The sequence below is a fragment of the Halomonas icarae genome (genome assembly GCF_009901955.1).
In the GTDB taxonomy this organism is placed as follows: Bacteria; Pseudomonadota; Gammaproteobacteria; order Pseudomonadales; family Halomonadaceae; genus Halomonas; species Halomonas icarae.
The window spans coordinates 2,598,640-2,622,319 of sequence record NZ_WUTS01000001.1 but is presented as its reverse complement, the minus strand read 5'-3'; the positions used below and the strand labels follow the sequence as shown (position 1 = coordinate 2,622,319).

The following is a 23,680-nucleotide window of genomic DNA, read 5'->3' as shown; positions in this document are numbered from 1 at the left end:
CGCCTCAGCCTTGCGCCGCCGCAAGGCGACGCTCGATGGCATCCATCAGCAGGCCGGCGATATCGGTACCACGCTGGTCGTCGATCTCGCGCACACAGGTGGGGCTGGTCACGTTGATCTCGGTGATGAAGTCACCGATCACATCGAGTCCCACGAACATCAGCCCCTTCTCGCGAATCATCGGTTGCACCTGGCCAACCAGCCAGTGATCACGCTCGGTGAGCTCGCGGCTGACCCCGCTGCCGCCGGCGGCCAGATTGCCGCGGGTCTCGCCCGCCATCGGTACCCGGGCCAGGCCATAGGGCACCGGCTCGCCATCCACCAGCAGGATACGGGTGTCACCATCCTTGATTTCGGGCAGGTAGCGCTGGGCCATGATCTGGCGCCGGCCGCGCTCGGTGAGGGTCTCGATCACCGCACCCAGGTTGCGCCCCTCGGGGCCGACATGAAAGATCCCGCTGCCGCCCATGCCGTCCAACGGTTTGAGAATCACATCCTGATGCTCGGCATGGAAGGCACGCAGCTCGGTCTCGCTGCACGAGACCAGGGTCGGCGCACAGCATTGGGGAAACTGCTGGGCGAAGAGCTTCTCGTTGCACTCGAGCAGCGCCCGGGTGGGGTTGACCACCAGCACCCCCTCGCGCTCGGCGAAGCCGAGCAGATGCACCGCATTGAGGAAGTCGGTATCCACCGGCGGGTCCTGACGCATCAGGATCACATCCAGCTCGGCCAGGGGGCGCGGCGCGGGCTCGCCCAGGTCATACCAGTGACCGGGGTCGCGATGCACCTCGAGGTCGCGCATGCGCCCGAAGGCCCGCCCATCGCGCAGGAAGAGATCACCGGGTTCCAGGTAGTAGAGGGCGGCACCGCGATCCCGGGCGGCCCACAGCAGGGCCAGGGAGGTGTCCTTCTTGTAGGTGATGTCCGCGATGGGGTCCATCACCACGCCGATCTTCAGCGCACGTTCGCTCATGGGGTCGGGTTCCGATCGAGAGTATGAATAGGGCCAGTATGCCGGCTACTCGCCGCTCGGCGCCAGCCGGATACCGGTAGGCTCCAGGGTGATCAGCTGACGCTTGTAGAGCCGGCCGATGGCCTGCTTGAAGGCGTTCTTGCTTACTCCCAGGCGCGCCTTGATCTCGGCGGCATCGCTCTTGTCGCCCAGCGGTAGATAGCCACCGCTCTCGCGCAGCGCCTTGAGCACCGCCTCCCCCACCACGTCCAGGCGCGCCTCGCCCGGGGGCAACAGCGAGAGGTCCAGGCGGTTGTCCTCGCGCAGCCGCTTCACGTAGCCGGTCAGGCGCTGGCCACGACGCAGCGGTCGGGTCATGTCATCGCGATAGAGCACCCCCCAGAAGCGGTGGTTGACCACCGCCTTGAGGCCGAGGTCGGTCTGCTCGGCGACCACCAGAATCACCTCGTCGCCGGCGCGAAGCCCCTCGGCCTCATCGGCAACGAAACGCTCGAGCTTCTGGGAGGCTACCGGCCGCCCCTGCTGGTCCTCGTAGATGCGGACCAGCACTCGCTTGCCGACACTGGGCCGGAAACGCTGCTCTCCATAGGGAAGCAACAGGTCACGGGGCTGCCCCCAGTCGAGAAAGGCGCCGATATCATTGACGGTGACCACCTCCAGATAGGCCACCTCGCCCACGTGACACTTCGGCGCCCGATAGCGTCGCCCGGGGCGCTGGGCAGCAGGGCCAGAAGGGGCGGAACGGGAGTCGCGGCGATCGGTCATGATACATATCCATAGAGAGGTAGGGTGGAGCGGCACTCGATGGGGCCGAGCGAAAGTGTCAGCGATTCTCGTCAAGATCCCCGAAACGGTACTGCAGCAGGGAGAGTGCCACCACCGGAGCGGTCTCGGTACGCAGGATACGCGGCCCCAGGGAGAGCGGCCCGAAGCCAGCCTCGCGGGCGGCCGCGACCTCCGCCTCGGCCAGCCCCCCCTCGGGACCGATCAGCAGAGCCACGCCATTGGGAGATGACTCGCTATCCAGACCTCCGTCGGTCTCCGGATGCAGCACCAGGCGGAGTGCCTCGTCGCGCTCGACCAGCCAGTCGGCCAGGCCGAGGGGTGGGTGCACCGGCGGTACCACGGCACGTCCACACTGCTCGCAGGCGCTGGCCGCCACGGCCTGCCAGTGGGCAAGCTTCTTCGTTTCGCGATCACCCTTCAGGCGTACATCACCATGCTCGGTATAGAGCGGTGTGATGGCGGCCACGCCGAGCTCCACGGCCTTCTGGATGGCGTAGTCCATGCGATCCCCCTTGGAGATCGCCTGACCCAGGTGCACCCTCAACGGCGACTCACAGGCTCCGGTGGTCACCGACTCGACACGCGCGACTACCCGCTTGCGCGAGGCCTCCACCAGCACCGCACTGGCTTCGAGGCCCGCACCGTCGAACAGCCGCAGCGCGGCCCCTTCCCCCAGGCGCAACACCCGCGCCACATGGCGGGCAGGCCCCTCGGGCAGAACGACGTCGCCGCCGACACGCAGGTCGGCGGCGACGTGGATACGCGGCGATCTCCTGGTCATCACCTCAGAGCCACTCGCGCTGCATCACTGGGTTGCCGGCGCGTCCTGGCCCTGTTCGGCCGCGCGCTGCTTCTTGCGGGCGTAGATCGCCTCGAAGTTGACCGGCGATAGCATCAGCGGCGGGAAACCACCACGATTGACCAGGTTATCGATGCACTCACGGGCATAGGGGAAGAGCACATTGGGGCAGAAGGCGCCCAGGGTGTGGTCGAGCTGCTCGCCCTCGATACCGGTAATGCGGAACAGACCGGCCTGCTCGAGCTCCGCCAGGAAGGAGGTCGTGCCCTCCTCACTGTGGGTTACCTGAGCGGTGACCTTGATCGTCACTTCGTAGAGGCCATCACCCACCTGGGTGCTGGTGGTATCCAGGTTCAGGCCCACCTTGGGCTTGAAGGGCTGCTGAAAGACCGCCGGCGAGTTGGGTGCCTCGAAGGAGATGTCCTTGACGTAGATGCGCTGCACGGCGAACTGCAGCTGCGGCTTGTCCTGCTGGCCGGCGGCCTGGCCGTCGGCGCCCTGGTTATTCTCTTCCGCCATGGGAAAGGTCCTTTTATACGGTAAACAAATTTACGGCAAACAATGGCTACTTCTTGACCACGGGCAGGCCGTCGGCCTGCCACTGCGTCATGCCGCCCTTGAGCTTGAGCACTCGAGAGTAACCGGCCTTGGAGAGTTTGGCCACGGCCGCCCCGGCGGCCTGGCCGTGCTTGCAGACCACGATGATCGGCTTCTCCTTGACCTTCTCGAGTTCGTTCATGCGCTCATCGAGGCGACTCTGAGGAATATTGCGGGCACCGGCGATATGGCCAGACTTGAAGTCACCCGACTCCCGGGTGTCCAGCACCACCGCATCCTCGCGGTTGATCAGCTGGGTCGCCTCACCGGAGGTTACGCCACTGGCGGCACTGTTACGCGCCTCATAGAGGATCCAGGCGGTCAGTACCAGGAGGAAGGCGCCCACCAGCAGCGGGTGGTTCTGCACGAATTCAAACAGCTGATCGATCATGGGTACGAATAACTCTCGTCTCGGTGCTCGTGAATAACACGTAAATAAACAGGGGCGCTGGGGCGCGCCCGGGCGCCTAGTATACACGAGGTCGGCGCCGACGAATCAGGCCGCCCCGGAGGTACCGCCGCAGCCTCTGGCCGCGGGGAGCCATGACGCACGATGCCGCCTGCGATATGATGCCGCAAGACACTTCCTACCGCGACCCCGAACGCCCCGCATCGCCCTCTGGACCTGGGTATCGGCATGCACGAGAGGCCCCAGCCGCCCGGGCCGGGTCGCGCCTTTCACGCTTCGAGGACATTCGCCATGACCGCCAACGCCCCGCGCCCCGTCGCCCTGATCATCCTCGACGGCTACGGCCACAATCCCGACCCGGCCAACAATGCCGTGGAAGCCGCCGACACCCCGGTCATGGACCGCCTTTGGGCCGAGCACCCCCACACCCTGATCCATACCGATGGCCGCCATGTCGGACTCCCCGATGGCCAGATGGGCAACTCCGAGGTAGGCCACATGAACCTCGGCGCGGGCCGGGTCGTCTACCAGGACTTCACACGCATCACCAAGGCCATCGATGAGGGCGACCTGGACACCATCGAGGTCCTCACCGCGCCCATCGACGCGGCCGTGGCCGCGGGGCGTGCGGTCCACCTGCTGGGCCTGCTCTCGCCCGGGGGTGTACACAGCCACGAGGAGCATATCCTCGCCGCCGCCGAGCTGGCAGCCCGTCGCGGCGCCACACGCATCTTCGTGCACGCCTTCCTGGATGGCCGCGACATGCCGCCCCAGAGTGCCCAGGCCTCCATCGAGCGCGCCAATGCGCGTCTCGCCGAGCTGGTTGGCGCCGACAAAGGCTTCGTGGCCTCGATCATCGGCCGCTACTTCGCCATGGATCGTGACAACCGCTGGGAGCGCGTCGAAAAGGCCTACCGTCTGCTCACCGAGGGCGAAGGCGAGTACGTCACCGCCAGCGCCGAGGCGGGACTGAGCGCCGCCTACGAGCGCGGCGAGACCGACGAGTTCGTGGCCGCCACCAGCGTACGCCCGGCCGGGGAAGTGGTCACCCTCGAGACGGGCGATGCCGCCCTGTTCATGAACTTCCGTGCCGACCGCGCCCGGGAACTGACCCGGGCCTTCGTCGACGAGAGCTTCGAGGGCTTCGAGCGCCGTGTACATCCGCGACTCGCCGCCGAGGGCCTGGTGACCCTGACCCGCTACGCCGCCGATATCCCCGCGCCGGCGGCCTTCCCGCCGGTGGATCTTCACAACACCCTGGGCGAGGTAGTCGAGAGCCGTGGCCTGACCCAGCTGCGCATCGCCGAGACCGAGAAGTACCCCCATGTCACCTTCTTCTTCTCCGGCGGTCGCGAGGCCGAATATCGTGGCGAGGAGCGCATCCTGGTGCCCTCTCCCCGGGACGTGAAGACCTATGACGAGAAGCCCGAGATGAGCGCCCACGAGGTCACCGACCGCCTGGTGGAAGCGATCGACTCCGGCCGCTTCGACCTGATCGTGTGCAACTACGCCAATGGCGACATGGTCGGTCACACCGGTGACTTCGATGCCGCGGTCAAGGCCATCGAGACCGTCGATGGCTGTGTAGGCCGTGTGGTGGAGGCGATCCAGCGCGCCGGCGGTGCCTGCCTGGTCACCGCCGACCACGGCAATGCCGAACAGATGATCAATCCCGAGACCGGCGCTCCCCAGACCGCCCATACCACCTTCCAGGTGCCGCTGATCTATGTCGGCGAGCGCCCGGCTCGATTCCGCGACGACGGCAGCCTGTGCGATATCGCCCCGACCCTACTGGCGATGATGAAGCAGCCTGCCCCCGAGGAGATGAGTGGACGCGTCCTGCTCGAGCTTGAATGAGCGACTGGATGTTCAGGAGCGTCACCCTCCCAGGCACCCTGCTGCTGACGCTGCTCCTGGCTGGGCCGCTGGCGGCCCAGCCCAGCGAGAAGGCGGCACAGGAGCGCCTCGACGCCATCGGCGAGGCCATCGAGGAGGCCGATCGGCGCCTGGCATCCACCCGCCAGGCCCGCAACGCGGCGGCTCGCCAGCTGGAGGAGATCGAGACCTCGCTGGCCACCACCCATCGTCGCCTCGATGAACTCCAGGCCGAGCGACGCGAGCTGGGCACCGAGATGGAAACCCTGCAGTCGCGCCGCGACGAACTCGACGCCGAGCGGAGCGCCCAGCTCGAGGCCATCCATGCCCAGCTCGATGCACTCTATCGACTGGGCCATTCGCCCCAGCTGAAGCTGCTGCTCAATCAGGACGATCCGGCACGGCTGGACCGGCTGCAGCACTACCTGAACCATCTGGCCCGCGCCCGACGCGCCCGTCTCGACGAGCTCGCACGCCTCGACACGGCACTGGCCGAGACCCGAGGTGAGCTCGAAACCCGCGGTGACCGCCTCGATGCCCTCGCCGCCGAGCTCGCCGCCCGCAGCGCCGAGCTGGCCGAACAGATTCACGAACGCTCGAACCTGCTCGCGGCGTTGGAGAGCCGCCACAGCGGCGAAGCCGCCCGGCTCGCCTCCCTGGAGCAGGATCGCGAGCGCGCCGAGCAGGTACTGCGCGACGTTCAGGAGCAGCTGGCCCGCCTGCAGCGTCCGCCCCCCTCCACCGCCATCGAACGCACCCGTGGTGAGTTGCCCTGGCCGGTCCAGGGCAACATCGCCTCGCGCTTCGGTGTCGGCGATGCCGTCCATCGCAACGGCATTCTGATCCTGGCCGCCGAGGGCAGCCCGGTACGCGCCGTGCATGCCGGCCGGGTGGTCTTCGCCGACTGGCTGCGCGGCTTCGGCAACCTGCTGATCATCGACCACGGTGATGGTGTGATGACGCTACACGCCCACCTGCAGCACTTTATCGCCCAGGTCGGACGTCCGGTCTCGCGGGGCGAGACGATCGGCGCCGTGGGCAGGAGCGGGGGCCATCGCCGCCCGGCACTCTATTTCGAGGTGCGTCGCGCCGGCACCCCCATCGACCCCCAGACATGGATCGCCCGCCGCTGAACGCCGCTTTCCATGCAGGCCGGCGGCGGGCTATGCTGGTCGCTCACCGTTCCGGAACAGCGGAGTTCGCATGACCCCAGCGCTTTCCCTGCCGGGCAGGCTCTCTCGCTCCTGCTCGCCTCGACGCCTGCTGGCCGGGCTGCTGCCCCTGGCCCTGCTGACGCTACCGCTGACGGCGACCGCCCAGGTCGCCGATGATGAGCTGCCGATCGCCGAGATTCAGACCTTCGCCGAGGTGTTCGAGCGCATCAAGCGCGCCTATGTGGAGGAGGTCGATGACGCCAGCCTGCTGCGCAACGCCATGCGTGGCATGCTCAGCGAGCTCGACCCACACTCCTCCTATCTCGATCGCGAGGCCTTCCAGAGCCTGCGCGAGTCGACCCAGGGGGAGTTCGGCGGTATCGGTATCGAGGTCGGCATGGAGGATGGCCAGCTGACGGTGATCACGCCCATCGACGACACCCCCGCCTCGCGGGCCGGCCTGCAGGCACGCGACCAGATCCTGCGCATCGACGACACGCCTACCGAGGGCCTGTCGCTTCAGGAGGCGGTCGAACTGATGCGCGGTGATCCAGGCAGCGAGATCGAGCTGACCATCCTGCGCCAGGGCGAAAGCTCGCCACGCCGCATCCCGCTGACACGCGAGAATATCCGCACCGAGAGCGTGAAGAGCGAGCTGCTGACTGCTGGCTTCGGCTATCTGCGCATCAGCCAGTTCCAGACCCGTACCGGCGAGCAGGTGAGCGAACACATCCGCCAGCTGACGCGCGACGGAGAACTGGACGGGCTGGTGCTCGACCTGCGCAACAACCCCGGCGGGGTCCTGCAGGCCGCCGTCGCGGTGGCCGACGCCTTCCTGGAAGAGGGGCTGATCGTCTACACCGAGGGGCGTCTGCCGGATACCGAGATGCGCTTCTCGGCAAACGCCACAACGGCGGCTCCCGACGTTCCGCTGGTCGTGCTGATCAACGGCGGCAGCGCCTCGGCGGCGGAGATCGTCGCCGGCGCCCTTCAGGACCAGAAGCGTGGCGTGGTGATGGGTACCGAGAGCTTCGGCAAGGGGTCGGTCCAGCAGATCATGCCGCTGGGCAACGGCGAGGGGCTCAAGCTCACCACCGCGCTCTACTTCACACCCGGTGGGCGCTCCATCCAGGCCAAGGGCATCGAACCCGACGTCAGGGTGGTGCGCGGACGCGTGGAGGTCACCGAGAACGGCCGCGGGGTTCGCGAGGCCGACCTGGAGGGCCATCTCGGCGCACAGGAGGCCCCGCGGGAGAAGACCGAGCGGAGCGAGCGGCTACGCGAGGATTACCAGCTCAGCGAGGCCCTTAACCTGCTCAAGGCCCTCAACGTGGTCCGCCAGCGCGACCGCTGAGCCCAGGCGGTTCAGCGGCAGCTGACAGGCAGGCGACCGCGCTGGCCGGTGGCCTGCTGCAGCAACAATCGCTTGAGCGGAACGAGGCGATCCACGCTACCCATCCCCAGATTGCGCCCCAGGGTCAGCGCCGGATGGCGTGCCCCGAACAGCAGTCGAAAGCCATCCATCAGCGCCAGCATGCCGGCGTTATCACCACGCCGCCGCCGCGCATAGCGCGCCAGGGTCCGCTCATCCCCCAGCCGCATGCCTCGTCGACGAGCCGCCAGCAGCTCCTCGGCCAGCACCGCGGCATCCATCAGGCCGAGGTTCACTCCCTGGCCGGCCAGGGGGTGAATGCCATGGGCGGCATCACCCACCAGGGCAAAACCGGGCAGGGTATAGCGCTTGGCATGGCGCTGTACCAGCGGGAAGCCGGTCGCCTCGTCGAGAACCGTTACCACGCCCAGTCGATGACCGATGGCCGCCGCCAGTGCTTCCCCCAGCTCATCACGCGGGAGTCCCGCCAGGCGTTCGGCCTCCGCGGGAGAGGTAGACCAGACGATGGAACAGTGATGCTCCCGCTCCTCTACCGCCAGGGGCAGGAAGGCCAGCGGGCCCGTCGGCAGGAAGGTCTGCCGCGCCACCTCGCCGTGGGGCCTCTCGACACGCACCGTGGTCACCAGGCCGACATGTCCGGTCTCACGCTCACTGAGCGCAATGCCCGCCATGTCGCGTAGCGGGGAGCGGACACCATCCGCGGCCACCACCAGGGGAGCGCTCAGCCGGCGACCATCGGCCAGCACGATCCACCGCCCCTCGCCACCGCCTTCCAGCCCCTCGACCCGTGCGCCCAGGCAGAGGCGTACCGAGGGCAGCGCCTCCAGCCGTCGCTCCAGCGCCGCCAGGGTGACATCGTTCTCGACGATATGTCCGAGCACCGGCATGCCGGCCTGATCCGCGGAGAAGTTGACCTCACCGCTCCCTTCGGCGTCCCAGACCTGCATATAGCGGTAGGGGCTGATGCGTCGTGACGCCATCCATGCCCAGGCGCCCACCCCCTCCAGCAGCCGCTGCGAGACCGGAGTCAGCGCGCTGACCCGGCGCGCCGGCTGCCCTCGCCCCACGGTCTCGGCATCCAGCAGCGCGGGCCTGGCATCCACCAGGGCCACCTCGACCCCGGCCTCGCCGAGCAGCACCGCCAAGGCGGCCCCCACCATGCCTCCGCCAACGATCACCACCTCATGGCGGTCATTGGCCGAGCGACTCGCTACCCCATCTCCCGTGACACTCATGCCTTCGCCTCTTCTCGACTCTTCACATTCCTCGTCGGCGCGACTCATCGCTCCAGTCCCATGGCGCGGCGAGCCAGCGCACGCCTCAGGGGGCCGGCGAGGTTGAGACCGACCAGACCGGCGGCTCGGGCATGACCCAGCAACCGGCTGTCGATGCCGAACAACCGTATCAGCCCGTCACTGAAGCGGGTCACGCTGTGGCGGTCGCCAGCGCGGCGGACCTCGAAGGCCTCCAGCACCTCGGTATCACCGACCGAGCGACCGTGTGCCAGCCCCGCCTCCAGCGACGTCACCAGATCCATCACCCCACGCAGTGCCAGGTTGAAGCCCTGGCCGGCCACCGGATGCAGGGAGTGGGCCGCATTCCCCATCACCGCCAGTCCGGGCCGCGTGGTCTCGCGCGCGGTCACCAGGCTCAGCGGATAGGCATGACGGCTGCCCACACGCCGGAAGCGCCCCGCCCGATCACCGAAGGCCGTCTGCAGTTCGGCCAGGAAGTCACCCTGCGACAGGCTCAGGCGTCGCCGCTCGTCTCCCGCGACATGGGTCCACACCAGCTCCATGGTCTGGCCCTGGAGCGGCAGCAGGGCAATGGGGCCTTCGCGCGTAAAGCGCTCCCAGGCGACACCCTGATGAAAGCGGCTCACCTCGACACTGGCGATCAACGCCACCTGATCATAGGAACGCACGTCGCTGGCGATTCCCAGGCGCTCCTTGAGGCCCGAGCGCCCGCCATCGGCCAGCACCGTGAGCCGTGCCTGCAAATTGGTGCCGGAGGCGAGCCCCAGGTGATAGCCCTTCGCCGTCGGCTCGATCGTCTCGACGCGATCCGGGCAGTGCCAGGCCAGCGGCAGTCCGGTGAGATGCTGATGCAGGACGCGACCCAGCCAGGCGTTGGGTACCACATGGCCCAGTGCCTCGACCCCTAGCTCTTGGGCATCGAGGCGGGTGGCCCCGAAGTGGCCTCGTTCGCTGACATGGATGCGGCGAATCGCGGTGGCCTGCTCGGCTATCGTCGGCCATACCCCCATCTCGGTGAAGTGCAGGGCGGTGCCGAGGGAGATCGCACTGGCACGGGCATCGAAGCTGGGCTGCCAGGGTGCCGCGGCCAGGTCGAGGATGGGCGACGCCTCGATCACCGCAACCGAGAGGCCGTGACGCTCGATCAGCGGCATCAACGCACAGGCCAGGCTGGCACCCACCAGACCGCCACCCACGATGGCGATATCCACCGCTTCTGTTGTCGGGAGTGTCATTTCGAGACTCATCGCGCCACCTCAGACCAGCGATTCATAATGTAATTTACATAACTCGAGAAAAATCATGATTTATGTCGCACACCTTTTAGCCATCAGTGCCTCTATGTCCGCAACTGACTTGGGAACAGAAGCGGTCAACACCCGATGGCCTTCGTCGGTCACCACGACATCATCCTCGATGCGTATCCCGATGCCGCGGAAGGTGTCGGGAATGTCGTCGTCATCGGGCACGTAGAGCCCCGGCTCCATGGTGAGTACCATGCCCGGCACCAGCGGCCGGGGCTGGCCATCACGACGGTAGGCGCCCACATCGTGGACATCGAGACCCAGCCAGTGCGAGGTGGAGTGGAGGTAGAAACGCCGGTAGCTCTTATCATCGATACGTGCCTGGACACTGCCCTCGAGCAGCCCCAACCGGATCAGGCCGGCGGTAAGCCCGCGCACCACCTCGGCATGAATCGCCGCCAGGGTCGTGCCGGGGCGCACCGCGTCCACCGCGCGCTCCTGAGCCTCGAGCACTACCTCATAGAGGGCCCGCTGGGCGTCACTGAAGCGGCCATTGACCGGGAAGGTGCGAGTGATGTCACCAGCATAGAGGTCGAACTCGGCGCCGGCATCGACCAATACCAGGTCACCCTCCTCGAGGAGGGCGCGATTCTCGATGTAGTGCAGCACACAGGCATTGGCGCCACCACCGACGATGGTGGCATAGGCCGGACCACTACCCCCCTGCCAGCGGAACTCGTGCTCCAGCTCCGCCTGCAGCTGATACTCTGCCACCCCAGGACGCACCGCACGCATGGCGCGCAGATGGCCACGCGCCGAGATCTCGGCGGCGTGGTGCAGCAGGGCAAGCTCCGCCTGACTCTTGATCAGTCGCGCCTCGTGAAGCAGCGGGGCCACATCGGCAATGGCCTCGGGAGGACACACCCCCTGGCGCTGGCGAGCCACCAGGTCCGCGCGAACCTCCTCGGCCAGCCCCCGCGCCTCGGCGCTGTCCAGCGCCAGATAGAGCGTACGCCGCCCATCGAGCAGTGCCGCCAGGCGCTCGGTGCGCTCGGCATTCTCGAAGGCCTGGTCGACACCATGCTCGCGAATGGCTCCCTCGGCCCCCAGACGGATACCGGTCCAGGCCTCCAGCGCCGGGTCGCGATCCTGACAGAACAGCACGCTCTCCCCTTCGGCACGCCCCGGCAGCAACAGCAGCAGGGCGTCGGGCTCGGGGAAGCCGGTGAGATAATGGAAGTCGCTGTCCTGGCGAAAGGGGAACTCGCTGTCACGCGAGCGAGTAACCAGAGAGGCGCCAGGCAGCAGCACGGCGGCATCGCCAGGCAGTGCCGCCATCAACGCCTGGCGACGCTGACGATACTCGGCGTTGGCAATGGGTGCCGGGCGCGACAAGGCCTCGGGCAACGTCTCGGACAACATGACAGCTCCTTGGCGGCGATGGGGCGCGATGGACAGCTCAGTGACGCGTGGAGGATTCGGCATCCTCGACCTGAGGCTTGCCCGGGTGCTGTTCGGTATAGAGCAGCATGGCGGCCATGCGGACATGCTCCACCAGGGCAAAGAGATCATTCTCGTTTTCGGCACTCTCCTCGAGGTCGGCCGGCATGGCGGCGATCCCCTCCAGGTCCTCCAGCGCTTCGCGTAGCGCCGTGGACCATCTCTCGCGCGGCTCCTCCCCGGCATCCTGGACGACCTCCAGAAAGCCCTGGGTCCACTCCTTGAGTCCACGGGCGCGCTCGGCCAGGGAGAAGAGCTCATCGGGCAGCAGTGGCTCATAACCGAGCTCGTTGCCCGAGAGAGCCTCCAGGGTCTGGCGTCGCCAGGCCAGGAAGCGCTCCGCGGATGGCTCGTCGCGCGGCTGCTCGACGCCAAGCACCTCACACACCTCCGCAAGCCAGACGGCAGGGTCGATATCGTGCATGGCAAGTCGGGCGCACAGTCGTCCGTCGCTGAAGGCCGGCGACTGCATGCTGCCGTGAAGCAGGAACAGGTCGGCGATAGTGGAGAAATCCTGGCGTTCATCGATCAGTGACATGGGAGCTCCATGGTAGCGGGGTGTGCAGAAGAGGGTCGGCATTCGGCACCGTGCGTTGACCCCTCGAGAAGGGCTCTCTTATAGTGACGGGCCATGCGGTACTGACTGGATGTTAACGCATCGGCCCCCAGGGACGCGCGGCCAGCGTGACCTGCGGGGTCGAGCCGGAGCCCCCCGATGAGTGATGCGACACGGCCGACCGCCGAAATTACCCTCCTGGGACGTAGCTACGTCATTGCCTGCCCCCCCGAGGAAGAAGCCAAGCTGGAGCGTGCGGCCCGTTACCTGGATCGCGCGATGACCGGCATCCACTCCCAGAACAACCTGCTGGGCAACGAGCGCATCGCCGTCATGGCGGCACTCAACATCACCCATGAGCTGCTGGAGGCCCTGGAGAGTCAGCGTGAAGGGGAGCGCAGCCTGGATGCCCTGAGCGAACGCCTGGAGCGTGCGCTGACCGACACCAAGCCGCGCTGAGCCTCGCACCGGGAATCCATTGGCCGCTCCCCACCGGCTCTGGTACGATGAGGTTGTTCCCTGGGGTGCTTGCCAGTCGTTATCGTCCCTCGAGCCTATGCGCAGTACCCAGGGGGCCAAATGCTAGCCGGACCCGTGTGCATGTCCGTGCGTCGGAAAGCCTAACGGTTCGGCTGCGGCCACCCACCTTGAACCAATGGGTTCAAGGGCCAGAACGACAGCGGCACTCTGGGGAACCTCGTCAACATGACCCATCTCATGCCGACACCCGCCGCACCTCTTTCCTTGACCAGCTTCAACGGCTCGCGTCGTGAACTGCGTCAACAGCTGCGTCGACGTCGCCGCGCCCTGAGCGCCGAGCAGCGCCGACTGGCCAGCGAACGTCTGTGTCGCCGGCTGCGACGCCTGACCGAAGTACAGCGTGCCCGCCGTGTGGCGCTCTACCTGCCCAACGACGGCGAGATCGACCCCACTCCGCTGATCGACTGGCTACGGCAGCGTAGCGCTCGTGTCTACCTGCCGGTCCTCAAGCCCCTCTCACACAACCGACTGTGGTTCGTGCACTACCATGCGAACACACCCATGGTCCGAAATCGCTTTGGCATTGCCGAGCCCGCCACCCGCCATGGGGCTCACCGTGCGCGGCGAATGGCCGCCTGGGCCCTCGATTTGATCCTGCTGCCACTGGTGGGCTTCGATGATGCCGGTCAGCGCATGGGCATGGGGGGCGGCTTCTACGACCGCACCCTGGCCTTCACCCGCCGACCCGGCCCACGCCCGCGGTTGATCGGCCTGGCCCATGACTGCCAGCGGGTCGACTCACTGCCGGTGGCCTCGTGGGACGTTCCACTCGACGCCATCGCAACCGACGCCCGACTGGTACGTCCCTGATACATCCGCCTGGAAACGTTAACGGGCCGACGCCTCTCGGCATCGGCCCGTTGACACTCTGGCGGGGCTCGACAGCTCGTGATCAGTTGCCGACCAGCGCCTGGGCATAGCCGGTTGCCACGACGCCAATACCGAACAACAGCACCAGGGCCCTGACCACATCGGGCTTGCGCTTCATCTTCGACTCCGGGTAGCAGGATTTAAACGTCGGCGACTATAAGCTGACGCAACCATCAAGACAACCGCCCTGACTCAACGTTCAACTCATGAAACTTCCGCCTGGCGAGGAACACTGGGCGAGTCAGCGCTCACTTCCTCCCAGTACGCCTCCTCAAGCCATGAAGAGCCGATAGGCGGCGTTGTCGGACTCCTTCCAGTAGCGGTAGCCAATGGCGTCGAAATACTCCTCGACATGGGAGCGATCGCCATTGGGCACCTGCATGCCCACCAGCACCCGGCCGTAGGCGGCACCGTGATTCCGGTAATGAAACAGCGAGATATTCCAGTCATGAGGCAGGTGAGTGAGGAAGTTCATCAGCGCTCCCGGACGCTCCGGAAACTCGAATCGGTAGACCTCCTCATCGAACTGCTGCTTGGGCCGTCCGCCCCCCAGATGGCGAATATGGAGCTTTGCCAGCTCGTTATCGGTGAGGTCCTCCACCGCATAACCGGCATCGCGAAGCCTGTCGATCACCGCCTGACGATCCTCTCCGCCGGGCTTCACCTGCACGCCGACGAAGATATGCGCATGCTCCGGGTCCGCATAGCGGTAGTTGAACTCGGTGACCATGCGTTTGCCGATGGTCTTGCAGAACTTCTTGAAGCTCCCCGGCCGCTCGGAGATGGTGACGGCCAGGATCGCCTCCCGCTGCTCACCGAGCTCGGTGCGTTCGGCGATATGCTGGAGGCGGTCGAAGTTGGTATTGGCACCGGAGTTGATGCACAGCAGCGTCTGCCCCTCGACGCCGGTCTGCTGAATATACTTCTTGAGTCCCGCCAGGGAGAGCGCGCCGGACGTCTCGGAGACCGCTCGAGTCTCCTCGAAGATGTCCTTGACCGCCGCACACATCTCGTCGGTATTGACGGTGATCACCTCGTCGACCAGGTCGCGGGCGATATCGAAGGGCACCTTGCCGACCTGGGCCACGGCCACCCCCTCGGCAAACACCCCCACCTGATCGAGGGTAACCCGCTTGCCCGCCTCGAGTGCCGCCTTGAAGCAGGCACTATCCTCGGCCTCGACGCCGATCACCTTGATATCCGGACGCAGATACTTGACGTAGGCGGCCACGCCGGCGATCAGGCCGCCGCCGCCCACCGGAACGAAGATCGCGTCCAACGCACCCGCTTGCTGGCGCAGGATCTCCACCGCGATGGTGCCCTGTCCCGCCACCACATCGATATCGTCGAAGGGCGGGATATAGGTATAACCATGCTCCTCGATCAACGACTGGGCATGTTCGGCCGCCTCGGAAAAGGCATCCCCCTTGAGTACCACCTTGGCCCCGCGGGCACGCACCGCCTGCACCTTGATATCGGGCGTGATACGCGGCATCACGATGGTTGCCTTGACGCCCATCTGCTTCGCCGCCATCGCCAGGCCCTGAGCATGGTTGCCGGCCGAGGCCGCGATCACGCCCTTGGCCTTCTGCTCCTCGCTGAGCAGGGCCATCTTGTTGTAGGCGCCGCGAATCTTGAAGGAGTAAACCGGCTGCAGGTCCTCACGCTTGATCAGAATGGTGTTGTTGAAGCGACGGGAGAGAAAGGGGGCCGGCGAGATGGGGGTTTCCCGAGCGGCTTCATAGACCCGGGCCTGGAGAATCTTCTTGACGGTAGCTTCGAGCATCCTGGTATCCAGCGGCGTGACGCGTGAGGGCGCAGCATGAATGCTGCGGTGCGAGGAACCCTTATTGGTAGCATTTTCACGGGCCCAGCGTCCAGCACTGACCATCGGCAGATAGCGCTAGCTGGCCTATAATGTCGGCCCCTTCTCGCCGACGCCTCCGCGGCGATTCACCACAACCATTCACCACTCCCTCAGGAGAACGCCCCATGAACCAGGATGAGCTCAAGGATGCCGTCGCGGCGGCCGCCATCGATGAGGTGCGCCCCCACCTGCATCGCGACACCGTGCTCGGTATCGGCACCGGCTCCACCGCCAACCGCTTCATCGACCGCCTGGCCGAACTGCGTCACGACTTTGCCGGTGCCGTGGCCAGCTCCGAAGCCAGCGCCGAGCGACTGCGCACCCATGGCATCGAGGTATTCGAGCTCAACTCCGTGGGCACGGTGCCCTTCTATATCGACGGCGCTGACGAAGTCAACGCTCACTTACATATGATCAAGGGCGGTGGCGCGGCGCTGACTCGCGAGAAGGTCGTGGCCGCCTGTGCCGAGAGGTTTGTGTGCATCGCCGACGCCACCAAGCGGGTCGAGCGCCTGGGTGCCTTTCCGCTGCCGGTGGAGGTGATTCCCATGGCCCGTTCCTACGTGGCCCGTGAACTCGTCAAGCTGGGTGCCGACCCGGTCTATCGGGAGGGGGTGGTCACCGATAATGGCAACCAGATCATCGACTGCTACGATTTCATGATCGACGACCCGCAGGCCATGGAGGCACGCATCAACGCCATCGTGGGGGTGGTCACCAATGGTCTGTTCGCGGCCCGTGGTGCCGATGTGCTGCTGCTGGGAACCGCCCAGGGTGTGGAGCGCCTCTCCCCTGCCTGATAGGCCTCGAGGCGAAGTGAGCACTCACTTCGACGGTAACAGCCTGTCCAGCCCCTTCAGGGTCTTTGCCAGGGCCCCACGGTTGGCGGCCACCACATCGCGCCCCGCTTCACCGAGGCGGCGGCGCTCGGCCGGGTCGGCAAACAGCGCTATCAGCGCCTCGCCGAGCGCCTCTTCATCGGGTGTCTCCACCAGGGCATCGGCGCCGCGCAGGGCCTCTGCCACATCCGTGAAGTTGGCCAGCTCGGGGCCGGTAAGCACCGGTACGCCGAGGGCCGCAGGCTCAAGCAGATTGTGACCACCCACCGGCACCAGGCTCCCACCGACAAAGGCCAGGTCCGCCGCGCCATAGAGCGCGGAGAGCTCCCCCATGGTGTCGGCCAGATAGACCGAGGTAGCCTGCCCGGGCCATTCGCTTCGAGAGCGCCGAGCCGGCACCTCCCCGTGGGACTCGCACAGGCTCGCCACCTCATCGAAGCGCTGTGGATGGCGCGGCACCAGCACCAGCAGGGCCTCGGGAGTGTGCTCCCGCAGCAGAGCGTGAGCGGCCAGCAGACGCGACTCCTCGCCCGCGTGGGTAGAGCCAGCCACCCAGACCCGGGGCCGCCCCAGCAGCTGACGCAAGCGCTCACTTACCTGTCGATCACCACTCTCAAGGCCGACATCGAACTTCAGCGAGCCCACCACGGTGGTACGCCGCGGCGCCATGCCGAGCTCGGCAAAGCGTGCGGCGTCTTCACTGGACTTGGCGGCCAGCCAGTCGACACAGCCCAGCGCCTCACGCATCAACGGACGCAGCCGCCGATAGCCTTCCAGGGCGCGTGCAGAGAGTCGGCCATTGACCACCGCCACCGGTATCTCGCGATGGCGGCAGGCGTGAAGCAGGTTAGGCCACAGCTCGGTCTCGAAGAAAAGCGCCAACTCGGGCCGCAGGCGCTCGACGAAGCGCGACGCGGCGCGCGGGAAGTCCAGGGGCACGAAGTGATGACTCAGCCGACCATCCTGCCGCCCCTCGGCCAGCGCACGGACGCGCTCGGCACCGGTGGCGGTCATGGTAGTCACGGTCAGGGAATGGCCGGGATAGCGTGAGAGAAGCTTCTCGATCAACGGCCTGGCCGCCTGCACCTCCCCCACCGAGGCGCAGTGCAGCCACAGCATGCGCGTGTCGGAAGGCGTCTCTGGAATGCGCCCCAGCCGCAACGACCGGGGGTCAGTGAGTCCATGCTCACGGCGCAGACGCCGCCATAGCAGGGGAGCCGCCAGATGCAGCGCCGCGGAGTAGGCCTGCCGGGGCCAGCCCATCAGCTCTCGCGGTCGAGGATGGTGGAGATCATCGCCGTGGTGGAGACGCCATCCTCGAAGCCCAGCACTCGCACCTCACCTCCGGCGTCACGCACGGCCTGGCCGCCGGCGATCTGGTCGGGGCGGTAGTCGCCACCCTTGACCAGCACGTCGGGCAGTACCGCCTCGATCAACCGCTGTGGAGTCTCCTCGCCAAAGGAGACGACCCAGTCCACGGCACCCAGGCCGGCGAGCACCTGCATGCGACGCGCCAGTGGGTTGATGGGCCTCTTGGGACCCTTGAGACGCGCGATGGAGGCATCATCGTTGACCGCCACGACCAGTCGATCACCGAGCCGGCGGGCCTGCTCCAGATAGGCCACATGGCCGGCATGAAGGATGTCGAAGCAGCCGTTGGTCATCACGACCCTTTCGCCACGCGCCTGGGCGGCACGCACCGCGTCGATCAGCGTCGGCTCCTCGATCACTCCGAACTCGGCCAGCTTGTCGCCATGCAGAGCGGTGTAGAGCTCGGCGATGGAGAGGGTCGCGGTTCCCGGCTTTGCCACCACCAGACCGGCGGCCAGATTGGCCAGGGTCATCGCCTCGGGGAAGCCATGCCCGGCCGCCAGGGCGAGACCCAGCACGCCGATCACGGTATCGCCGGCACCGGTGACGTCATAAACCTCTCGCGCCCGAGTGGGCAGGTGAAGCGGCTCGTGCCCCTCACGGATCAGGGTGATCCCCTTCTCGCTGCGAGTGATCAGCAGCGCCTCCAGTTCGAGCTTGGCACGCAGGGCCTCGCCCCGCTCGGCCAATTCGGCATCGTCGCGGCAGTGCCCCACCACCGCCTCGAACTCCGCCAGATTCGGAGTTATCACACTGGCGCCACGGTAGCGCGAGAAATCACGCCCCTTGGGATCCACCAGCACCCGCTTGCCACTGGCCCGCACCAGGCGGATCAGCTCCTCGACGCGGCTGAGCGTTCCCTTGCCGTAGTCGGAGAGGATCACCAGGTCATTGTCCGGCAGCGCCGCCTTCACCCGCTCCAGCAACCCGGCGGTGTCCGTCTCCCCCAGCCCCTCCTCGAAGTCGAGGCGGATCAGCTGCTGGTTGCGGCTCATCACGCGAAGCTTGGTGATCGTTGGCACACCCGGGCTGCGCTGGAAGTGAGTCCTCACTCCGGCATCTTCCAGGCGGCTCATCAGGCGGTCGGCGTTGTCGTCATCACCCACCAGGCCGGAGAGCGCGGCATGGGCACCCAGGGAGGAGATATTGAGTGCCACGTTGGCGGCGCCCCCGGGGCGGTCCTCGCTCTCCTCGACGCGCACCACCGGCACCGGCGCCTCGGGTGAGATACGCGAGGTACCGCCGTACCAGTAGCGGTCGAGCATGACATCCCCCACCACCAGTAGACGGGAGTGCTCCAGGGCGGTCAGATCAAGTCTCATCGTCGGCAAGCGTCCTTTGCGTGGAGTGGTCGGCGGCATACTGCAGGGCCGCCTCGAGGCGCTCGATCACATCATCGGCGCGAATCAGCGACATGGCATCGGGATGCCGCACTCGCTGGCCCCAAGGTAGATCCTCGACCTCCTTGTGCAGGTAGGTGCGCACCGCCTGAGGGTAGCGATTGACCACGAAATCACGCCAGCGGTAAGGCGCGGCTCGATCGGGATTGGTGGTGGCATAGAGCCCCACCGTCGGCGTATTCAGCGCGTTGGCCATATGCACGGGGCCTGAGTCCGGAGCGATGACGGCTTCGGCGGCATCGATCAGCGCCAGCAGCCCCTTGAGTGAGGTGTTGCCGATGGCATCAATCATTGCCTCGGCCGGGCAGAGGGCCTGAATACGCTCCCCTACCTCCCGCTCCTGAGTGCTGCCCCCCCCAGTCAGTACGGTGCGCAGGCCATGCTGTTCCCAGGCGTGCTGGACCACGGCGGCATACCCCTCGGCGGACCAGTTGCGGAAGTTGCGCAGTCGCGGGTTGGCGCATGGGCTCATCAACAGATAACGGGTATCGCCGGTAAGCGAGCGCGCCTCGTCATGGGCCGCCGGGGGTATCGCCAGATTCCACTCGAGACTCGGCTCCTCGATCCCCATCAGCCGGGCGAAGTCGAGAAAGGACTCGAGCACATGGGCGCGTGGGTGAGGCGCAAGCTGACGGTGGGTGAACCAGTGTTGCGCATCCTTGGCGCGGGCCTTGTCGTAGCCCACTCGCACGTCGGCCTTGAGTCCAAGTGACAACACGCTGGCTCGCAGGGCCTGCTGCATATGCAGCAGCACATCGAAGCGGGTACCAGACAGCTCGCGCCACAGGGCGCGCATGCCGGCCAGGCCGCTGGCCTTGTCATAGACCACGAACTCGACCCCGGAGAGGCCCGCCAGTAGACTGTGCTCGGCCTTGCCGACGATCCAGGTGATGCGCGCCTCGGGCCACTGGCGCTGCAGGGCGCGAACCGTCGGTACCAGATTACAGACATCACCCAGGGCGGAGAGTCGCAGCACGCCGATATGGCGGGGTTGGGCGGGCAGAGGATGCTTCATGCGCTTGGCAACATTGAGAACGGGAAAGTCCTACATTCTATATGATAAGGACAGTCTATGTGACGCCGACCAGGTGCCTCAAATCGGCCCGGCAACCTTCGATCCCGACTGGTGGCTGGCGCAAGGCCGGGTCACCGGCCAGGCCCCGGGTCGCGGGGCCAGCCTTTTTCTGGATGCCGGCACCGGAGAAGAGTGGGTACTGCGCCCCTACCGCCGCGGCGGCATGGTCGCACGCTTCAGTGATGCCCGTTATCTATGGACCGGCCTGGAGCGCACCCGCGCCTTTCGCGAAATGCGTCTCACCGCCGACCTGCTTGCCCGTGACCTGCCGGTTCCGCGACCGGTCGCCGCCAGCGTCACCCGCCATGGTCTGACCTATGAGGCCGCGCTACTCACCGTGCGCATTCCCGGCGCCCGCGCCCTGGCCAACCTGCTGGAAAATGGTGAAGCCGATGACGAGCTGCTGCAACGGGTCGGTGTCACCATCCGCCGTTTCCACGATACAGGCCTCGACCATGTCGACCTCAATGCCCGCAACCTGCTGGTGGATAACAGCGGCAAGGTGTGGCTGATCGACCTGGATCGTTGCCGGCTGCGCCGGGATGGTGACTGGAAGGGCAGAAACCTCGAGCGGCTGGAGCGCTCACTAGACAAATTGACCAATTGTGTAACAGCAAGAAATGCTGTCAAACAGGTCTCCGAAGGGTATACCGAAGGTTACAGTGCCTGACACCCCTGAGTGGCTGAAAAGTGCGGCTTAACCGTTTTAGCCATGAATCTGGCCCACTTACGCTGAATCTTGCGTCGACCAAGCCAAGGCACATACTCTGGCAAAGGGATGAGTTCCGAAGCGCCGAGACCGTCAATCAACATAACGTCAGTGGTATTTGACCGCTCGATCACTAGCAGGTTACTCATCACCAGATCACAGGGCACTACATTGTAAGCCAGCAAATAGCACTTAAGCGCATCGAGACCGGCCCAGAAGCGGCGGGCTTGCTCCGGTGTCAGCTGTTTGGTCAGATAGCCTGCCACGCTGGGTGGTACCTCGGCACTCTCATCCAGCACTAGCTGCTGCTCGATTCCAATCACTTCATCATCCTTCACTATCCCGAAGAACTCAGGAATGTATGTGAAGGGAACTTTCCTACGCTTCAAGAGCCGGAAATATCGAAGTTCTCGATGAGTCTGCTTGGCCTTTTCTATCCTGCTGAGTTTGATGCAGCGAGCTGGATTATTTGGGTGCAGATAGCAGATGCGCTCATCTCCTCGGCCGATGATTTTCCAATTCCTTACATCTGGCATTTAGCCGCCTTTTTTTGCTGGCATACGTCAAGAATGCATCGGTAGTTCTGGGCCATGATTTCTTCTATATCGAGGGACAATGCCAACTTTCGGCAGCGACTTTTCAGCTCAGCATCACCTTTATGCCTGGTCCAATGAGACATAGCGTCGGTGAGTGCCCCAATGTCATCTGGGCGATCGATGACCGTTGCCACCTCTGACGTTACCACTTCTTTAGCGCCACACTTTTTGGTAGTTATAACTGGTGCACCACAGGAAAGTGCCTCAAGTACGGTAAAGCCAAATGGCTCATAATACGCAGGCAGCACGTAGCAGTCGGCGAGGGAAAAATATCGTTCGGGTGAAGGCTGCTCACCCAGGAAACGGCATTTATCTGCTATGCCGAGACGCTGGGAGAGCTCCTGATACCGAGCCTGCCGAGAGTCACGCCCAACCACCAGCAAGATGGCTTCCTGGTCGAGCCGAGAGAAGGCTTCCAGCGTTGGCTCCAGCCCCTTACGACGATAACCGGTGCCCAAAAACAGAAAAACAGGAACTTGATCATCCAATCCTAATTCCCGGGAAAGAGCACCAACATCATCACTGAGCCGTGTGCGGTCAAAACGATGAGTGTCGACAAAGTTATGAATTACGGAACGTCGCTCAGCAGGTACATTGTACGCTTCGGCAATCTCATGATCGCTTTGCCGAGAATTTGATACCACATGATAAAAGGCGCCAGGCGCCATGGCCCGGGCCTCAATTCGCGCAGCCACCCTATCCTTCCACCGCCACTGACGCTTCGGCTTCGAGGCAAGATGGTGATGGACAGTGCCACCACCGATGCGCAGCAGGTCATGAGTCCAAGTCTTTCCCAGTCCGTAGACCAGGTCATAGTCGGCTGTCTTAACGTGACGTTCTACCGCCTCAGCAAAGCGCCACATACGCTGGGCTTTTCCGATACTGAACGGGCGCAGGCGAACAAACCGAATGGCCGGATGTGCAGGTGCCACATGGGAGCGGCAGATGATTGTAACGTCTTCACCACGCTCTGCCAGGTAGCGTGACAGCTCATTGAGAAAGCGCTCAGTACCGCCGGAGGCAGCGTGGCGCATATGTACTAGGGCTATTTTCACTGGCACGGCCTCATGGGTCGGCGCGTTCATATATCTCGAACACGACGCTTCATATATTTCCAGAACACACCGTTTGCATTAGCCACGGCGATCACCAAACCACGCCAGCCATCGAGAAAACCTCGCTTCAAAAGATAGGTGCGCAAGAAAGCAAACATGGACTTTAATAAAATCACCGCTACAGGATATACCTGCAACGCGTCCGATTTAGCACGAATATCCGAATAACGATTTATCTTATCCAAAAACTGGCCAAGTTCGGTGACAGCCAGATGCTCAAGGCAACCGTCTAAACGAACGACCGAAGTGGATTTAGCAACCTTCACTGACTCGTGCACCATGGCATCATTGAAGTTATGTCGCTGGCGATGAAAGACACGTACCAGCCAGTCATTACCCCAACCCGAATAGTGCACGGGCTTACCCAATAGCCAGTTTTCACGCCGCACCTCGACCACCTGGTCCGCATCAGCGGTGGGCAGCCAGCCGTCCAGCGCCTCAAGCCAGCGGCTGGTGGGCGCCTCGTCGGCGTCCAACGAGACAATCCACTCATTGCGAGCGAGCGACACGGCATGGCGCTTGGTCGGGCCAAAGCCAAGAAAGTCGCCTTGGTGAAGCGATACGTTGGCGTAGCGACGAGCAATTTCGAGAGTCCCATCGATAGAGCCATTGTCGTAAACTACCACCTCCCCCAGGGCTTCAAGCGAGTCCAGGGTGCGGCCCAGGGTTGCCGATGCATTGCGCGTGATGATCACGGCGCTTAGCTCAGAGAGCATATGAAAACCACCCTGCCAGAATAGACATCGGATGCTACTA

General features: G+C 65.1%; 23 protein-coding genes and 1 other RNA gene. 8 read left to right on the top strand and 16 right to left on the bottom strand.

The features are described 5' to 3' along the window. Positions 1–4 precede the first annotated feature (4 nt). From gshB to GRB80_RS11880, 5 genes are read right to left on the bottom strand one after another with little or no spacing between them, the layout of a single operon-like run. Positions 5–973 (bottom strand): glutathione synthase, encoded by a 969-nt coding sequence (gene gshB, locus GRB80_RS11900; RefSeq protein WP_161423713.1) that lies wholly within the window; start codon positions 971–973, stop codon positions 5–7. 45 nt (positions 974–1,018) lie between these two features. Beyond that, positions 1,019–1,738, bottom strand: coding sequence for a CvfB family protein (locus GRB80_RS11895; RefSeq protein WP_161423712.1), 720 nt, complete (start codon positions 1,736–1,738; stop codon positions 1,019–1,021). A 58-nt stretch (positions 1,739–1,796) separates the two neighbouring features. After that, the gene (locus GRB80_RS11890) at positions 1,797–2,540 is read right to left on the bottom strand and encodes a 16S rRNA (uracil(1498)-N(3))-methyltransferase (protein ID WP_161424336.1); all 744 of its coding nucleotides are present in this window, start codon (positions 2,538–2,540) and stop codon (positions 1,797–1,799) included. Positions 2,541–2,564: 24 nt separating this feature from the next. Continuing rightward, positions 2,565–3,077 (bottom strand): protein-export chaperone SecB, encoded by a 513-nt coding sequence (secB, locus tag GRB80_RS11885; RefSeq protein WP_132043480.1) that lies wholly within the window; start codon positions 3,075–3,077, stop codon positions 2,565–2,567. A 46-nt stretch (positions 3,078–3,123) separates the two neighbouring features. Continuing rightward, on the bottom strand, positions 3,124–3,546 hold the full coding sequence (locus tag GRB80_RS11880) for a rhodanese-like domain-containing protein (RefSeq protein ID WP_132043478.1): 423 nt from the start codon (positions 3,544–3,546) through the stop codon (positions 3,124–3,126). A gap of 309 nt (positions 3,547–3,855) precedes the next feature. Here GRB80_RS11880 and gpmI point away from each other — a divergent pair, with 309 nt between their 5' ends. From gpmI to GRB80_RS11865, 3 genes are all read left to right on the top strand, one after another. Continuing rightward, the gene (gpmI, locus tag GRB80_RS11875) at positions 3,856–5,421 is read left to right on the top strand and encodes a 2,3-bisphosphoglycerate-independent phosphoglycerate mutase (protein WP_161423711.1); all 1,566 of its coding nucleotides are present in this window, start codon (positions 3,856–3,858) and stop codon (positions 5,419–5,421) included. Next, positions 5,418–6,572 carry a murein hydrolase activator EnvC family protein gene (locus GRB80_RS11870; RefSeq protein WP_237561984.1) on the top strand — a complete coding sequence of 385 codons (1,155 nt, stop codon included), beginning with the start codon at positions 5,418–5,420 and terminating at the stop codon, positions 6,570–6,572. Before gpmI ends, GRB80_RS11870 begins: the two co-directional genes overlap by 4 nt. Positions 6,573–6,642: 70 nt before the next feature. Next, positions 6,643–7,947, top strand: a complete 1,305-nt coding sequence (locus tag GRB80_RS11865; RefSeq protein WP_161423710.1) for a S41 family peptidase — start codon at positions 6,643–6,645, stop codon at positions 7,945–7,947. An 11-nt stretch (positions 7,948–7,958) separates the two neighbouring features. Here the strand turns inward: GRB80_RS11865 and GRB80_RS11860 are convergent, their stop codons facing one another. The 4 genes from GRB80_RS11860 to GRB80_RS11845 form a co-directional block, all read right to left on the bottom strand. Then, positions 7,959–9,221 (bottom strand): UbiH/UbiF/VisC/COQ6 family ubiquinone biosynthesis hydroxylase, encoded by a 1,263-nt coding sequence (locus GRB80_RS11860; protein WP_161423709.1) that lies wholly within the window; start codon positions 9,219–9,221, stop codon positions 7,959–7,961. 44 nt (positions 9,222–9,265) lie between these two features. Further along, on the bottom strand, positions 9,266–10,477 hold the full coding sequence (gene ubiH, locus GRB80_RS11855) for a 2-octaprenyl-6-methoxyphenyl hydroxylase (protein ID WP_161423708.1): 1,212 nt from the start codon (positions 10,475–10,477) through the stop codon (positions 9,266–9,268). Positions 10,478–10,549: 72 nt separating this feature from the next. Then, positions 10,550–11,908: a Xaa-Pro aminopeptidase gene (pepP, locus tag GRB80_RS11850; protein ID WP_161423707.1), complete on the bottom strand. Its 1,359-nt coding sequence runs from the start codon at positions 11,906–11,908 to the stop codon at positions 10,550–10,552. Between the two features lie 37 nt (positions 11,909–11,945). Further along, positions 11,946–12,524: a UPF0149 family protein gene (locus GRB80_RS11845; protein ID WP_161423706.1), complete on the bottom strand. Its 579-nt coding sequence runs from the start codon at positions 12,522–12,524 to the stop codon at positions 11,946–11,948. Between the two features lie 177 nt (positions 12,525–12,701). Here GRB80_RS11845 and GRB80_RS11840 point away from each other — a divergent pair, with 177 nt between their 5' ends. The 3 genes from GRB80_RS11840 to GRB80_RS11830 all read left to right on the top strand — a co-directional run bounded on the left by GRB80_RS11840 (position 12,702) and on the right by GRB80_RS11830 (position 13,892). After that, complete coding sequence (locus tag GRB80_RS11840; protein WP_132043464.1) at positions 12,702–13,001, top strand: cell division protein ZapA; 300 nt, start codon at positions 12,702–12,704, stop codon at positions 12,999–13,001. A gap of 54 nt (positions 13,002–13,055) precedes the next feature. Further along, positions 13,056–13,240: non-coding RNA, 6S RNA (gene ssrS, locus GRB80_RS11835), on the top strand. A 7-nt stretch (positions 13,241–13,247) separates the two neighbouring features. Next, the gene (locus GRB80_RS11830) at positions 13,248–13,892 is read left to right on the top strand and encodes a 5-formyltetrahydrofolate cyclo-ligase (protein WP_237561983.1); all 645 of its coding nucleotides are present in this window, start codon (positions 13,248–13,250) and stop codon (positions 13,890–13,892) included. A gap of 331 nt (positions 13,893–14,223) precedes the next feature. On the opposite strand, the gene ilvA is transcribed toward GRB80_RS11830, so the two are convergent. Beyond that, the gene (gene ilvA / locus GRB80_RS11825; protein WP_161423705.1) at positions 14,224–15,843 is read right to left on the bottom strand and encodes a threonine ammonia-lyase, biosynthetic; all 1,620 of its coding nucleotides are present in this window, start codon (positions 15,841–15,843) and stop codon (positions 14,224–14,226) included. A gap of 101 nt (positions 15,844–15,944) precedes the next feature. Here ilvA and rpiA point away from each other — a divergent pair, with 101 nt between their 5' ends. Beyond that, positions 15,945–16,619 (top strand): ribose-5-phosphate isomerase RpiA, encoded by a 675-nt coding sequence (gene rpiA / locus GRB80_RS11820; RefSeq protein ID WP_161423704.1) that lies wholly within the window; start codon positions 15,945–15,947, stop codon positions 16,617–16,619. Positions 16,620–16,643: 24 nt separating this feature from the next. Here the strand turns inward: rpiA and waaA are convergent, their stop codons facing one another. Genes waaA through GRB80_RS11805 form a run of 3 tightly spaced genes read right to left on the bottom strand, consistent with a single transcriptional unit; the run spans position 16,644 to position 20,444 of the window. After that, positions 16,644–17,921 (bottom strand): lipid IV(A) 3-deoxy-D-manno-octulosonic acid transferase, encoded by a 1,278-nt coding sequence (gene waaA, locus GRB80_RS11815; protein ID WP_161423703.1) that lies wholly within the window; start codon positions 17,919–17,921, stop codon positions 16,644–16,646. Next, on the bottom strand, positions 17,921–19,351 hold the full coding sequence (hldE, locus tag GRB80_RS11810; protein WP_161423702.1) for a bifunctional D-glycero-beta-D-manno-heptose-7-phosphate kinase/D-glycero-beta-D-manno-heptose 1-phosphate adenylyltransferase HldE: 1,431 nt from the start codon (positions 19,349–19,351) through the stop codon (positions 17,921–17,923). The genes waaA and hldE overlap by 1 nt, the downstream gene beginning before the upstream one ends. After that, complete coding sequence (locus GRB80_RS11805) at positions 19,341–20,444, bottom strand: glycosyltransferase family 9 protein (protein WP_161423701.1); 1,104 nt, start codon at positions 20,442–20,444, stop codon at positions 19,341–19,343. Before GRB80_RS11805 ends, hldE begins: the two co-directional genes overlap by 11 nt. Here GRB80_RS11805 and GRB80_RS11800 point away from each other — a divergent pair. After that, on the top strand, positions 20,443–21,174 hold the full coding sequence (locus GRB80_RS11800; protein ID WP_161423700.1) for a 3-deoxy-D-manno-octulosonic acid kinase: 732 nt from the start codon (positions 20,443–20,445) through the stop codon (positions 21,172–21,174). The two genes, GRB80_RS11805 and GRB80_RS11800, sit on opposite strands and share 2 nt — an antisense overlap. Here the strand turns inward: GRB80_RS11800 and GRB80_RS11795 are convergent. The 3 genes from GRB80_RS11795 to GRB80_RS11785 are packed head-to-tail and all read right to left on the bottom strand — an operon-like array spanning position 21,162 to position 23,640. Further along, on the bottom strand, positions 21,162–21,749 hold the full coding sequence (locus GRB80_RS11795) for a YrbL family protein (protein ID WP_161423699.1): 588 nt from the start codon (positions 21,747–21,749) through the stop codon (positions 21,162–21,164). The genes GRB80_RS11800 and GRB80_RS11795 overlap by 13 nt on opposite strands. Then, positions 21,737–22,894 (bottom strand): glycosyltransferase family 4 protein, encoded by a 1,158-nt coding sequence (locus tag GRB80_RS11790; protein ID WP_202597217.1) that lies wholly within the window; start codon positions 22,892–22,894, stop codon positions 21,737–21,739. The genes GRB80_RS11795 and GRB80_RS11790 overlap by 13 nt, the downstream gene beginning before the upstream one ends. Beyond that, entirely contained in the window at positions 22,891–23,640 is a 750-nt protein-coding gene (locus GRB80_RS11785) for a glycosyltransferase family 2 protein (RefSeq protein ID WP_161423698.1), read from the bottom strand. The genes GRB80_RS11790 and GRB80_RS11785 overlap by 4 nt, the downstream gene beginning before the upstream one ends. Between the last annotated feature and the right edge of the window lie 40 nt (positions 23,641–23,680).

Excerpts from the sequence above, each read along its gene's own strand:
- gshB (WP_161423713.1), bottom strand. The coding sequence starts at position 973 with ATGAGCGAACGTGCGCTGAAGATCGGCGTGGTGATGGACCCCATCGCG.
- GRB80_RS11895 (WP_161423712.1), bottom strand. The coding sequence starts at position 1,738 with ATGACCGATCGCCGCGACTCCCGTTCCGCCCCTTCTGGCCCTGCTGCC.
- GRB80_RS11890 (WP_161424336.1), bottom strand. The coding sequence starts at position 2,540 with ATGACCAGGAGATCGCCGCGTATCCACGTCGCCGCCGACCTGCGTGTC.
- secB (WP_132043480.1), bottom strand. The coding sequence starts at position 3,077 with ATGGCGGAAGAGAATAACCAGGGCGCCGACGGCCAGGCCGCCGGCCAG.
- GRB80_RS11880 (WP_132043478.1), bottom strand. The coding sequence starts at position 3,546 with ATGATCGATCAGCTGTTTGAATTCGTGCAGAACCACCCGCTGCTGGTG.
- gpmI (WP_161423711.1), top strand. The coding sequence starts at position 3,856 with ATGACCGCCAACGCCCCGCGCCCCGTCGCCCTGATCATCCTCGACGGC.
- GRB80_RS11870 (WP_237561984.1), top strand. The coding sequence starts at position 5,418 with ATGAGCGACTGGATGTTCAGGAGCGTCACCCTCCCAGGCACCCTGCTG.
- GRB80_RS11865 (WP_161423710.1), top strand. The coding sequence starts at position 6,643 with ATGACCCCAGCGCTTTCCCTGCCGGGCAGGCTCTCTCGCTCCTGCTCG.
- GRB80_RS11860 (WP_161423709.1), bottom strand. The coding sequence starts at position 9,221 with ATGAGTGTCACGGGAGATGGGGTAGCGAGTCGCTCGGCCAATGACCGC.
- ubiH (WP_161423708.1), bottom strand. The coding sequence starts at position 10,477 with ATGACACTCCCGACAACAGAAGCGGTGGATATCGCCATCGTGGGTGGC.
- pepP (WP_161423707.1), bottom strand. The coding sequence starts at position 11,908 with ATGTTGTCCGAGACGTTGCCCGAGGCCTTGTCGCGCCCGGCACCCATT.
- GRB80_RS11845 (WP_161423706.1), bottom strand. The coding sequence starts at position 12,524 with ATGTCACTGATCGATGAACGCCAGGATTTCTCCACTATCGCCGACCTG.
- GRB80_RS11840 (WP_132043464.1), top strand. The coding sequence starts at position 12,702 with ATGAGTGATGCGACACGGCCGACCGCCGAAATTACCCTCCTGGGACGT.
- GRB80_RS11830 (WP_237561983.1), top strand. The coding sequence starts at position 13,248 with ATGACCCATCTCATGCCGACACCCGCCGCACCTCTTTCCTTGACCAGC.
- ilvA (WP_161423705.1), bottom strand. The coding sequence starts at position 15,843 with ATGGTCAGTGCTGGACGCTGGGCCCGTGAAAATGCTACCAATAAGGGT.
- rpiA (WP_161423704.1), top strand. The coding sequence starts at position 15,945 with ATGAACCAGGATGAGCTCAAGGATGCCGTCGCGGCGGCCGCCATCGAT.
- waaA (WP_161423703.1), bottom strand. The coding sequence starts at position 17,921 with ATGGGCTGGCCCCGGCAGGCCTACTCCGCGGCGCTGCATCTGGCGGCT.
- hldE (WP_161423702.1), bottom strand. The coding sequence starts at position 19,351 with ATGAGACTTGATCTGACCGCCCTGGAGCACTCCCGTCTACTGGTGGTG.
- GRB80_RS11800 (WP_161423700.1), top strand. The coding sequence starts at position 20,443 with ATGCGCTTGGCAACATTGAGAACGGGAAAGTCCTACATTCTATATGAT.
- GRB80_RS11805 (WP_161423701.1), bottom strand. The coding sequence starts at position 20,444 with ATGAAGCATCCTCTGCCCGCCCAACCCCGCCATATCGGCGTGCTGCGA.
- GRB80_RS11795 (WP_161423699.1), bottom strand. The coding sequence starts at position 21,749 with ATGCCAGATGTAAGGAATTGGAAAATCATCGGCCGAGGAGATGAGCGC.
- GRB80_RS11790 (WP_202597217.1), bottom strand. The coding sequence starts at position 22,894 with ATGAACGCGCCGACCCATGAGGCCGTGCCAGTGAAAATAGCCCTAGTA.
- GRB80_RS11785 (WP_161423698.1), bottom strand. The coding sequence starts at position 23,640 with ATGCTCTCTGAGCTAAGCGCCGTGATCATCACGCGCAATGCATCGGCA.